The 11,765-nt window shown below is 68.9% G+C and carries 11 protein-coding genes; 2 read left to right on the top strand and 9 right to left on the bottom strand.

Annotated features, from left to right (window positions below; translation table 11 throughout):
• The first annotated feature begins 1 nt into the window (after window position 1).
• On the top strand, window positions 2-1,417 hold the full coding sequence (locus AC4GYY_RS00240) for an efflux transporter outer membrane subunit (protein WP_491117665.1): 1,416 nt from the start codon (window positions 2-4) through the stop codon (window positions 1,415-1,417).
• Between the two features lie 6 nt (window positions 1,418-1,423).
• Here AC4GYY_RS00240 and AC4GYY_RS00235 read toward each other — a convergent pair whose 3' ends face one another.
• On the bottom strand, window positions 1,424-3,256 hold the full coding sequence (locus tag AC4GYY_RS00235) for a M2 family metallopeptidase (RefSeq protein WP_491117663.1): 1,833 nt from the start codon (window positions 3,254-3,256) through the stop codon (window positions 1,424-1,426).
• A 173-nt stretch (window positions 3,257-3,429) separates the two neighbouring features.
• Here AC4GYY_RS00235 and AC4GYY_RS00230 point away from each other — a divergent pair, with 173 nt between their 5' ends.
• Window positions 3,430-4,128, top strand: a complete 699-nt coding sequence (locus AC4GYY_RS00230) for a hypothetical protein (protein ID WP_491117661.1) — start codon at window positions 3,430-3,432, stop codon at window positions 4,126-4,128.
• Here AC4GYY_RS00230 and AC4GYY_RS00225 read toward each other — a convergent pair.
• The 8 genes from AC4GYY_RS00225 to fabD all read right to left on the bottom strand — a co-directional run bounded on the left by AC4GYY_RS00225 (window position 4,125) and on the right by fabD (window position 11,716).
• A complete protein-coding gene (locus AC4GYY_RS00225) occupies window positions 4,125-4,769 on the bottom strand; it encodes a glutathione S-transferase family protein (RefSeq protein ID WP_491117659.1) in 645 nt (214 codons plus the stop codon). The genes AC4GYY_RS00230 and AC4GYY_RS00225 overlap by 4 nt on opposite strands.
• Entirely contained in the window at window positions 4,766-5,596 is an 831-nt protein-coding gene (locus tag AC4GYY_RS00220; protein ID WP_491117657.1) for a class I SAM-dependent methyltransferase, read from the bottom strand. The genes AC4GYY_RS00225 and AC4GYY_RS00220 overlap by 4 nt, the downstream gene beginning before the upstream one ends.
• A 298-nt stretch (window positions 5,597-5,894) precedes the next feature.
• Window positions 5,895-6,977 carry a recombinase RecA gene (gene recA / locus AC4GYY_RS00215; protein ID WP_491117655.1) on the bottom strand — a complete coding sequence of 361 codons (1,083 nt, stop codon included), beginning with the start codon at window positions 6,975-6,977 and terminating at the stop codon, window positions 5,895-5,897.
• Window positions 6,978-7,102: 125 nt separating this feature from the next.
• A complete protein-coding gene (gene mltG / locus AC4GYY_RS00210; protein WP_491117653.1) occupies window positions 7,103-8,071 on the bottom strand; it encodes an endolytic transglycosylase MltG in 969 nt (322 codons plus the stop codon).
• A complete protein-coding gene (gene fabF, locus AC4GYY_RS00205; RefSeq protein WP_491117651.1) occupies window positions 8,071-9,330 on the bottom strand; it encodes a beta-ketoacyl-ACP synthase II in 1,260 nt (419 codons plus the stop codon). The genes mltG and fabF overlap by 1 nt, the downstream gene beginning before the upstream one ends.
• Before the next feature lie 121 nt (window positions 9,331-9,451).
• Window positions 9,452-9,688 (bottom strand): acyl carrier protein, encoded by a 237-nt coding sequence (locus AC4GYY_RS00200; RefSeq protein WP_019515010.1) that lies wholly within the window; start codon window positions 9,686-9,688, stop codon window positions 9,452-9,454.
• A 71-nt stretch (window positions 9,689-9,759) separates the two neighbouring features.
• Window positions 9,760-10,500, bottom strand: coding sequence for a 3-oxoacyl-[acyl-carrier-protein] reductase (gene fabG, locus AC4GYY_RS00195; protein ID WP_491117648.1), 741 nt, complete (start codon window positions 10,498-10,500; stop codon window positions 9,760-9,762).
• A gap of 256 nt (window positions 10,501-10,756) precedes the next feature.
• The gene (fabD, locus tag AC4GYY_RS00190) at window positions 10,757-11,716 is read right to left on the bottom strand and encodes an ACP S-malonyltransferase (protein WP_491117646.1); all 960 of its coding nucleotides are present in this window, start codon (window positions 11,714-11,716) and stop codon (window positions 10,757-10,759) included.
• Window positions 11,717-11,765: the final 49 nt, after the last annotated feature.

The raw sequence follows: 11,765 nt of genomic DNA, 5'->3' as shown, positions 1-11,765 counted from the left end.
CGTGCGCCGCTCGCGTCCCGTCCTCAGTGGCGTGCTGATCGCGGCGCTCGCGGGCTGCTCGCTCGCGCCGCCCTATGCCGCGCCGCCGCCGGTGCCGACGGCCGCAGCGTACAAGGAGCTCGGCCCGTGGCAGCCGGCGATGGCGAACGTCGCCCCGCGCGGCGAGTGGTGGATGGCGTTCGACGACGCGACGCTGACCGACCTGGAGAACCGGATCGAGCGGGCCAATCCCGATCTCGCCGCGGCGGTCGCGCGCTACGACGCGGCGCGCGCGGCGATCGGCGAGGCGCGGGCGGCGCGCTATCCGCAACTTGATCTGGGCGCGAGCGTCAGCCGCGAGCGGGTGTCGGCCGACCGCCCGCTCGCGCAGGGCAAGGCCGCGACCTACACCGACTACGCGGTCGGTCCGTCGCTCGCCTACGAACTCGACCTGTTTGGTCGCGTCCGCAACTCGGTCCGGGCGAGCGCGGCCGAGGCCGAGGCGAGCGCGGGCGATCTGAACGCGGTGCGGCTGTCGCTGCAGGCGAACCTCGCCGACACCTATTTCCAGATGCGGGGACTCGACGCGCGGATCGTGCTGCTGCGCCAGACCGTCGCCGCGTTCCAGCGCGCCTACGACCTCACCGACACGCGGCATACCGGCGGGATCGCCAGCGGGATCGACGTCAGCCGCGCCGCCGCCCAGCTCGGCAGCGCGCGCGCCGAGCTGGAGGGCGTGGCGGGCGACCGCGCCGCGTTGGAGCACGCGATTGCCGCGCTGGTCGGAGAGTCGCCGTCGACCTTTGCGCTGCCGGTCGCGAGCGCGCTGCCCGCCCCGCCGCAGGTACCGGTCGGCGTCCCCTCCGAACTGCTCCAGCGCCGGCCCGACGTGGTCGCCGCCGAGCGCCGCATCGCCGCCGCCAACGCACGGATCGGCGTGACGCGCGCGGCGCTCTACCCGTCGCTGACGCTCGGCGGCACGGTCGGCGTCGAAGCGACCGGCGGCAGCATCTTCAGCGCGTCCAACCTGTTCTGGGCGCTCGGGCCGGTGCAGGCGGCGCTCTCGGTCTTCGACGGCGGCGCGCGGCGCGCGCGGGTGAAGATCAGCCGCGCGCAGTATGAGGAGGCGGCGGCCAACTACCGCTCGACGGTGCTGGCGGCGTTCCGCGAGGTCGAGGACGACCTCGCCCGCTCGCGCGCGGCGCTCGCGCAGGAGCGCGAGCAACGGGCGGCCACCCGCGCCGCCGAAAGGACCCGCGACCTCGCGCTGATCCGCTACCGCGACGGCGCATCGGACTATCTCGAGGTCACCACCGCCCAGGCGGCGGCGCTCGATGCGGAGCGCGCGTTGCTGGAGGTCGGGACGCGGCGGCTCCAACTGGCGGCAGACACGGCGCGGGCGGTGGGGGGAAGCGCGCCGACCTCTCCCCTGCCCTGACACCCCTCACCAGCCCGTCGGCTTGCCCTTGTTCTGCCGGTCGAGCCAGGTCTTGAGCGGCGCGAAGTAGGCGACGAGCGCCGCACCCGACATCTCGCGGCTGCCGGTGAACGCCTGCAGCGCGTCGGGCCAGGGCTTCGACTGCCCCATCTTGAGCATCGCGTTCAGCTTCTCGCCCACCGCCTTGTTCCCGTAGAAGGAGCAGCGGTGGAGCGGGCCCTTCCAGCCGGACTGCTTGCACGCCGCCTGGTAGAACTGGAACTGGAGGAGCCGGGCGAGGAAGTAGCGGGTGTAGGGCACGCCCGCCGCGACGTGATACTTCGCGCCCGCATCGAACTTGGTCTCGTCGCGCGCGACCGGCGCGACGATGCCCTGATACCGGAGCCGAAGCTTGTCCCAGCCCGCCTGCAGGTGACCTTCGGGGATCGCGCCCGAATAGACACTCCAGCGGTACTTATCGACCAGCAGGCCGAACGGCAGGAACGCCACCTTGTCCATCGCCTGGCGGAGCAGCAGTCCGATGTCCTTGTCGGCGGCGGGGACTTTCGCCGGATCGAGCAGGTTGATCTTCACGAGATAGTCGGGCGTGATCGACAGCGCGACGAAATCGCCGATCGCCTCGTGGAAGCCGTCGTTGGCGCCGTTCTTGTAAAGGAACGGCTGAGTGTTGTAGGCGCGCTGATAATAATTGTGACCCATCTCGTGATGGATGGTAACGAAATCGTCGCTGTTGACCTTGGTGCACATCTTGATGCGCAGGTCGTTCATGTTGTCGACGTCCCAAGCCGAGGCGTGGCACACGACCTCGCGGTCGGCGGGCTTGACGATCTGCGAGCGCGTCCAGAACGTGTCCGGCAGGGGAGCGAAGCCCAGCGAGGAGTAGAACCCCTCGCCGGTCCTGAACATCTTTACCGGATCATAGCCCTTGGTCTTGAGCAGATCGCCGATGTCGTAGCCGAGGTCGCCAGCACCCGCCGGCGCGACGAGATCGTAGATGTTGCCCCATTCCTGCGCCCACATGTTGCCGAGCAGATCGGCGCGGATCGGGCCGGTCTTGGGCTGGACGGCGTCGCCGTACTTCGCGTTGAGCTTCCAGCGGACATAGGTGTGGAGCGCGAGGTAGAGCGGCTCGACCTGCTTCCAGAGCGTGTCCGTCAGCGCGGCGAATTGCTCCGGCGGCATGTCGTAGCCAGCGCGCCAGAGCGCGCCAGTGTCGGCGAAGCCCAGTTCCTTCGCGCCCTCGTTCTCGATCCGGACCGACTTCAGGAAATCCGCGCGCATGGGCGCGCCGACCTGGTCGTGCCAGCTGACCCACATCTCCTGCGATTTGGCGGGATCGCGGACGCTCCCCATCGCCGCCTCGATGTCGCTGCCGTTGATCGGCTTGCCGTCCAGCATGCCGCGCCCCTTGCCGTAGGACGAGGACATCTTGGTCACGAGCGTCGCGACCTCGTCCGCCGCCCCTGGGCGGCTGGGCGCCGGAAGCGTGATGCCGCCGAGCAGCAGGTCGAGCTTGCGCCGGGTGTCGAACGAGAGGCCGGGGACGCTGCGGTACTTCGCCGCCTCGACCGCGAGCTTGACCGCGAGTTCGGTCGCTTTCGCCCCCGCCGCGGCGGCGAGCGCATCGGTATCGTCGGTGATATAGGTCGCGTTCACCCAGCTGATCTGCGCGGTCGGGACCGAGATCGCCTCGATCTGCCGCTCGGCATCGGCGACGAAGGCGTCCGCCTGCGCCGCCGTCGCGGGGGCGGCCTGCGCCGGGGCGGGGCGAGTCTGCGCGGCGGCGGGAACGGCGGCGAGCGTCGCCGCGAGCGCGGCGAGCGAGGTGAAGCGGATCATGCGGAGCCCTTTTGCGCACATCGAGGGGGAGAGAATGAAACCGGGTCGCGGACCGGTCAAGCCGACCGTCCGCTCGCGAAGCTGCGGCGAGCCGTTCGGCGGACATGGTAAAAACCTGTTGGGAGACGATTCGAAAAGGTCTAGAATCCGGCGAGTTGCGTGGGGATAGGGTGATGATCAAGGTGTGGCGGGCCGGCGTGGCGGCTCTGACGTTGGCGGGAGCGGCGGTCGCGGCGACGCCCGCTTCGGCGCAGTTCTTCCTCAAATCCAAGGACCTGTCCGGCGCGCCGGTGGTCGGCGACGAGCCGGGGATCGCCCAGCCGATGCCGGGCGCCACGCGCGCCGAGATCGACGCCGCGCTGGTCTGGAACATGCGCGCGGCGCTGAACGTCGCCGCGCTCCAGTGCCAATTCGAACCGACGATGGTGACGGTGTCGAACTACAATGCGATCCTCACCGATCACAAGGACGAACTCAAGAAGTCGTTCGACACGCTCACCAAGTATTTCGTCCGTGTCAACAAGTCTCCAAAGGGTGGACAGTCGGCGCTGGATCAGTTCGGGACTCGGACCTACGCCGGCTTCTCGGCGGTGGAATCGCAGTTGAACTTCTGCGAGGTAGCCAATTCGATCGGACGCGACGCGGTGTTTACGTCGAAGGGGAAGTTCGTCGAGGTGTCGCGAGCACGGATGCGCGAACTGCGCAACGCGCTGACGCCTTGGGGAGACCAGGTGGCGGTCTATGCCTTCCAGCCCAAGCTGGCGATGCCGCGGCTCGATGCGGTTTGCTGGTCGAAGAAGGGCGAGTGGGTCGCAAAGGCGTGCGGCGTGCTGGAATGGCCGCCGGCGGGCATCGCGACCGCGCAGCGTTAAGCGAAGTCGTAAGGCCCGCCCGCGGTCAGCGCACGCCGGAAGGCGGGGCGGGCGTGAACCTTCGCCAGCCAGGCGATCGTATGCGGGCGCGAGGCGTCCAGCCCGCCGCGGCTGCGCGCCGCCTCGACCGGGAAACTCATCATCACGTCCGCGGCGGTGATTTCGTCGCCCGCGAACCAGGGCCGCCTGGCGAGCTCCGCCTCGACGTAATCGAGATGGACGTCGATCATCGGTTGAATGCGCTTCTGCGCCATCCCGCCGAGCAGCGGCACGCGGCCGAGCACCAGCTTGACGAGCAGCGGCGGCATCAGCGAGCCTTCCGCATAGTGAAGCCAGAACCGGTAGCGGAGCGTCGCGTCGCGATTGGCGGGCGGGCCGAGGCGACCATCGGCCTTGTCGACCAGATATTCTACGATGGCGCCGGTCTCCGCGACGACCCGCCCTTGTCCGCTCGTGCCGTCGGCGGTGTCGACGATGACGGGGGACTTGCCCAGCGGGTGGACCTGCTTGAGCTCGGGCGGCGCGAGCATCGTCGTCCTGTTCCGCTCGTAGCGCCGGACTTCATAGGGCAAATCGAGCTCCTCCAGCATCCACAGCACCCGCTGCGACCGGGAGTTCTCGAGGTGGTGGACGACGATCATGCGCGCGCGCTCCAGATCCAGGCGGCGGCGGAGAACGCGACCAGATCGCCCGCGACATGGCGGGCCAGAAGTCCGTGCAACCGCTCGCGGGCGGAGGGCCGGTCGGACGCGGGCAGGGTCGCGAGCGCGCGCGCCGCAGGCCCGATCCGCGAAAGGAACGAGAGCGCGTCGCCGACAGGATCCCGGCCTTGCCCGGCGACGTAGCTGTAGTCGAGATCGCGCACCCGCGGGTCGCTCCACCCCGTATCGGTCAGCAGCGCCCGGACAAGGTCCGGGTCGGCAAAGGCGAACGGACCCGGCATGTCGCCGGTCTGCGCCATCGGCTCCCCGGTGATCGCCTCCACCACGTCGCTCACCCAGGGATTGCGCCCGACCGACTGGAAGCAGGAGAAGACGAACGGCGCCCCGGGCTTGAGCAACGTGCGGATCGTCTCGAACGCGGCCACGGGATGAGCGAAGAACATCACGCCGTGGCGCGAGACGGCGATGTCGTGCGCGCCGCCGAGGATGGGCGGCGCGGGGTCGGCTGCGTCGGCAACCTGGAAGCGGACGTTGTCGACGCCCACGGCGCGCGCCTGCGCGACCGCGACCAGATCGGGGGAAAGGTCGATCCCGACCACTGCGAGCGCGGCGTGCGCGCGGGCGAGCGCCAGGCTCGTCCCGCCCGCCCCGCAGCCGATGTCGAGTGCGACTCCTGTCGTCGGGGAGACGTCGAGGATCGCGGCGTCGAGCGCGGCGGAGACTCCCGCGAAGCTGCGGTCGGTGCGCCGCCATTCCTCCGCCCAGACGGTTCCGACGTCGGTGCGCCATTGTGCGGCTTCGGTCATCTGCGGGAACTCCAGCGGTTTATTCAGCGAGGCTTGCTACCCCCCGAGCGAGTTTGCTGAGAGAGGTCGACGCGGTTTAGGCGCCGACCCGCGTCTTCGGGTAGATGCGGCTGAAACGCCCCTGCCAAGCGACGGCTCCGCGACACCGGCGCGACGCGAACGGGACAGGAGCGCGGCACCGGCGCTCGGTCGCGCGCGCCGAGAGAGGGTCCTCGCGACGGTGACGCGACACCAAAAAGCGACGGCCCGCCCCCGATGTTCGGGAGCGGGCCGCGGCGGCGTCATCGCGAAAGATCCCTCAGGCGTCGTCTTCGCCCGACGGTCCGACCATCATCTCCTCGGCGACCGCATCGGTGCGCGCTCGGATCGCCTTTTCCAGGCGCTCGGCCATTTCCGGATTCTCGCGCAGGAAGTTCTTGGCGTTCTCGCGCCCCTGGCCGATGCGGACGCTGTCGTAGCTGAACCACGATCCCGACTTCTCGACCAGCCCCGCCTTGACCCCCAGGTCGATGATCTCGCCGAGCTTCGACACGCCCTCGCCGAACATGATGTCGAACTCGACCTGCTTGAACGGCGGCGCGACCTTGTTCTTCACGACCTTGACGCGAGTGGTGTTGCCCGTCGCCTCGTCGCGGTCCTTCACCGAGCCGGTGCGGCGGATGTCGAGCCGGACCGAGGCATAGAACTTGAGCGCGTTGCCGCCGGTGGTCGTCTCGGGCGAACCGTACATCACCCCGATCTTCATGCGGATCTGGTTGATGAAGATGACCAGGCAGCGCGAGCGGCTGATCGTGCCGGTGAGCTTGCGGAGCGCCTGCGACATCAGTCGCGCCTGAAGGCCGACGTGGCTGTCGCCCATCTCGCCCTCGATCTCGGCGCGGGGGACGAGCGCGGCGACCGAGTCGATCACCAGCACGTCCACCGCGTTCGAGCGGACGAGGGTGTCGACGATCTCGAGCGCCTGTTCGCCGGTATCGGGCTGCGAGACGATCAGCTCGTCGATGTCGACGCCCAGCTTCTTGGCATAGACCGGATCGAGCGCATGCTCGGCGTCGACGAACGCTGCGGTGCCGCCACGCTTCTGCGCCTCGGCGACCGCGTGGAGCGCCAGCGTGGTCTTGCCCGAGCTTTCGGGTCCGAAGATCTCGACGATGCGGCCGCGCGGCAGCCCGCCGACGCCCAGCGCGATGTCGAGCCCGAGGCTGCCGGTCGAGATCACGTCGACCTTCATCGCCTCCTTCGAGCCGAGCTTCATCGCCGAGCCCTTGCCGAAGGCGCGGTCGATCTGCGCCAATGCGGCGTCCAGCGCCTTTTGGCGATCGGTGTTGTTCGAAAGGGAGGAGGCCATGCCGGAGTCGATCACCTTCAGGTTCGCAGCCATATCGCTTCCCTCACACCGCTAGACCATGCGCATCGACCGTTCAACGCGCGGGACGTTGTGTACCGTCTTCGTTCCTGTAGAACAAGAGGGAAACACCGGATTTCGTCGGACGGTGGTCGCGTTGTCTACATCTCTCCCCGCGCCCTCCGGATGGCATACCATTTCTGGACGTTGGCATTGTGCTGGTCCAGCGTGTTCGCGAAGACGTGCCCGCCCGTCCCGTCGGCGACGAAGTAAAGCGCGGGGCTGTCGGCGGGGTTCAGGACCGCGTCGATCGACGCCTTGCCCGGATTGGCGATCGGGCCCTTGGGTAGCCCTGCCTCGGCATAGGTGTTGTAGCCGTTCTTCGCCTTCAGCTCGGATTCGAGGATCCGCCTGCCGAGCGGGCGGCCGCGGGTGAGCGGGTAGATCACGGTCGGATCGGCCTGGAGTGGCATCCCCTGCCGCAGCCGGTTCTCATACACCGCGGCGACGACGCGGCGCTCGGCGGGCTTGCCGGTTTCCTTCTCGACGATCGAGGCGAGCGTGATCGCCTCCGCCGGGGTCTTGACCGCGATGCCGGGTTTGCGCTTCGCCCAGGCGGCGGCGAGATAGTCGCGCATCGCCTTCTGCATCCGCAGAACGACGGAGACGCGGGTGTCGCCGCGTTCGTAGGCGTAGCTGTCCGGGAGGATCGAGCCCTCGCGCGGAATGCCGACCCCGCCGGTGAGCCCGTCGGCGCGGAGCAAGGCGTCGTGGACCAGGACGGACGGATAGCCCTCCGGCACGACGACGAAGCGCTGGCGGACCTTGCCCTCCTGGAGGAGCTTCAGGACCAGCGAAGGGCTCGCCCCCGCGGGCACCTGATACTCGCCAGCCCGGATCGGGGCGCCGGTGCCGAACAGGCGGGCGTAGATGCGGAAGCGCGTCGCCGATTCGATTGCGCCTGCCTTCTCCAGTTCGGCCGCGGCGCGCGCGAGGGTGGCCCCGCGCGAGATCTGCGCGGTGACGGGCGCGTTCGCAGGCCCCGCCCCGCGCCAATCCTGCGCCACCAGCAACGCCGCGACGATCAGCAGCAGGCCGGCGAGCAGGCCGAAGCAGCCGATCGGGCGCACTAGACCGCCTTCATCACCAGCGAGGCGTTGGTGCCGCCGAAGCCGAAGCTGTTGTTCAGCACCGCGCGAACCTTGCGCTGCTTGGCCGTGTGCGGGACCAGGTCGACGCCCGCGCAATTCTCGCTGGGATTGTCGAGGTTGAGCGTCGGCGGGACGACCTGATCGCGCAGCGCCAGCATGCAGAAGATGCTTTCGACTGCTCCCGCGCCTCCAAGCAGGTGCCCGATCGCCGACTTGGTCGACGACATCGACAGCCCGCCGATCGCGTCGCCGAACAGCCGCCGGACCGCGCCCAGCTCCAGTTCATCGCCGAGCGGGGTCGAGGTGCCGTGCGCGTTGATGTAGTCGATGTCGTCGAGCGCGAGGCCGGACTTCTTCACCGCCATCTGCATCGAGCGGAACGCGCCCGAGCCCTCGGGGTGCGGGGCGGTGACGTGATAGGCGTCGCCCGACAGGCCGTAGCCGATCACCTCGGCGTAGATCTTCGCGCCGCGCGCCTTCGCCCGCTCATATTCCTCGAGCACGACGACGCCCGCGCCCTCGCCCATGACGAAGCCGTCGCGCGCTTGGTCCCACGGGCGGCTGGCCTTGGTGGGATCGTCGCGAAAGCCGGTCGAGAGCGCGCGCGCCTGACCGAAGCCGGCGATGCCGATCGGGCAGACGGTCGATTCGGCCCCGCCCGCGAGCATCACGTCGGCGTCGTCCATCGCGATCATCCGCGCCGCGTCGCCGATCGAATGCGCGCCGGTCGAGCAAGCCGTGACCACCGCGTGGTTGGGACCCATCAGCCCGTATTTGATGCTGACCTGACCCGAGATCAGATTGATCAGCCGGCCGTGGACGAAATGCGGCGAGACCCGCTTGGGGCCCTTCTCGGCCAGCACCAGCGACTCACTCTCGATTCCCGGCAGGCCGCCGATGCCCGAGCCGATCGAGCAGCCGGCGCGAAAGCGCTCCTCCTCGGTCATGTCGAGGAGCCCGGCGTCCTCGATCGCCTGGCCGGCGGCGTCGATGCCGTAGACGATGAACGGATCGACCTGGCGCTGGACCTTGTGGTCGACGCGCTTGCCCGGATCGAAGCCGAATTCGTGATCCGGCGCTTTCACCTCGCAGGCGTAGTTCGAATGGTAATCGGTGGCGTCGAAGCGGGTGATCGTCGCCGCGCCCGAGCGGGCGGCGACGATGTTCTTCCAGACGGTCTCGACGTCCGCCCCGAGCGGGGTAACGAGACCGAGGCCGGTGACGACGACGCGACGCATAGGCTTCCTTCCAGCGTCGTCCCCGGCGCGCGCCCGGGACGACGGATCAACATAACGAAACGGCTCCCCGCCCTCTAGCGGAGGACGGAGAGCCGCTCAAATCCGGCTTGGGGGCGTACGATCAGCCCTTGTGCTCGTCGATGTAGGTGATCGCGTCCTTGACGGTCGTGATCTTCTCGGCGGCGTCGTCGGGAATCTCGACCCCGAACTCCTCCTCGAACGCCATCACCAGCTCGACGATGTCGAGGCTGTCCGCGCCCAGATCGTCGATGAAGCTGGCGTCCTCGGTCACCTTGTCGGCTTCGACGCCGAGATGCTCGACGACGATCTTCTTCACGCGGTCGGCGGTCTCGCTCATGAACTTGGTCCCTCTCGCTGGGGGGTGATGATTCCTGAACGCAGCTAGAACGGCTGCGAGTTCGGCGCAAGTCAGACCATCGCCATCCCACCGTTGACGTGGAGCGTCTGGCCCGTGACGTACCCTGCTTCCTTCGACGCCAGATACACCACCGCGGCGGCGATGTCTTCTCCCGCACCGAGGTCGCCCGCCGGAATCCGCGCGCTCAGCGCGGCCTTCTGCGCATCGGGCAACCCGTCGGTCATCGCCGAGCGGATGAAGCCCGGCGCGACGCAGTTGACCGTGATGTTGCGGCTGGCGAGCTCCTGCGCCACCGCCTTCGACATGCCGACCAGCCCCGCCTTGGAGGCCGCGTAATTCGCCTGCCCGGGGTTGCCCGTCTGGCCCACCACCGACGTGACCGAGACGATGCGGCCGTAGCGCTGCTTCATCATCGGCTTGGCCGCGGCGCGGATCAGCCGGAAGGCGGCCTCGAGATTGACGCGGATCACCGTGTCCCACTCCTCGTCCTTCATCCGCATCGTCAGATTGTCGCGGGTGACGCCGGCGTTGTTGACGAGGATGTCGAGCCGGCCGCCGAGCGCCGCGACGGCGGCGGGAACGAGCGCGTCGACCGCGATCGGGTCGGCGAGGTTCGCAGGGACGGCGACGTGATCGCCGCCGAGCTCGTTTCGGAAGGCGGTGAGCTTCTCGGCGTTGGAGCCGGACACCGCGACGCGCGCGCCTTGCTTCGCAAGCGCGCCGGCGATGGCCGAGCCGATCCCGCCCGAGGCTCCGGTGACGAGGGCGGTCGCGCCGGTAAGATCGAACATGGTGTGATCCTTCATTGGTGTCTGCAGCGGGCACAGAAGAGAAGAAGGTGCTTCACGCGATGGACGCGAAGGTCCGCGAAGGACATGAAGAGAAGACGAGGAAGATGGTTCTCGGCGGCGCATTCTTCTTCGCCGCGACGCAGCAATACCAGATCTTGCCCTCGCGCGGCCTGGGTCCGGGCCTTCTCCCTTCCTCATCGCGCCCTTCGCGGACCTTTGCGTCCCTTGCGTGAACCCCTTTCTTCCTTCTTGAATCCTACATTCGTTTCAACAACGCCTCGATGTCGTCCATCGTCAGCACGCTCGTCGCGGTCGCGTCGGGGGCGGTGCGCTTGACCATCGGGGCCAGCACCTTCGCGCCGAACTCGACGAAGTCCGACACACCCTCCCCCGCCATCGCCGCCACCGAGGCGCGCCAGCGGACCATGCCGGTGACCTGCTCGACGAGCGCGAACCGGAGGCGATTGGGGTCGGCGACGGAGGCGGCGTCGACGTTGGTGTAGACGGGCACGACCGGCGCGGAGAGGCGGGTGTCGCGCAGGGCGTTCTCCATCGCGTCCGCGGCGTCCTGCATCAACGGGCAATGGAACGGCGCCGAAACCGGCAGCAACACCGCCCGCTTTGCGCCCAGATCCTTGGCGAGCGCGACGGCGCGCTCGATCGCGGCCCTGTGACCGGAGATCACGACCTGCGAGGGATCGTTGTCGTTCGCGATGGTGCAGACCAGCGCATCGCCGCCCTCCGCCAGGATCTGGTCGACCGCGGTGCCGGCGATCAGTTCGGCCGTGTCGAGATCCGCGCCGAGCAGCGCCGCCATCGCCCCCTCGCCGACCGGCACCGCCGCCTGCATCGCCTGTCCGCGCAGCTTCAGCAGGCGCGCGGTCGTCGCGAGATCGAGCGCGCCCGCGGCGCACAGCGCGGTATATTCGCCGAGCGAGTGGCCGGCGACGTAATCAGCCTTGTCCGCGACCGAGACGCCGCCTTCCTTTTCGAGCACCCGCAGCACGGCGACCGCGCCGGCCATGATGGCGGGCTGCGCGTTCTCGGTCAGCGTCAGCAGATCGATCGGGCCGTCCGCCATCAGCGCGGACAGGTTCTGGCCGAGCGCCTCGTCGACCTCCTGGAACACCTCGCGCGCATGCGGACTCGCGTCCGCGAGCGCCTTGCCCATGCCGACCGCCTGGCTCCCCTGCCCGGGGAAGATGAACGCGCGCATTGTGACCTCTCCTTGACAAGAGAGGCGGTTAGGCGTGCCGGCGCGCGGG

Source organism: Sphingomonas sp. SP6 (genome assembly GCF_058313435.1).
This window is presented reverse-complemented; position numbering and strand designations above follow the sequence as displayed.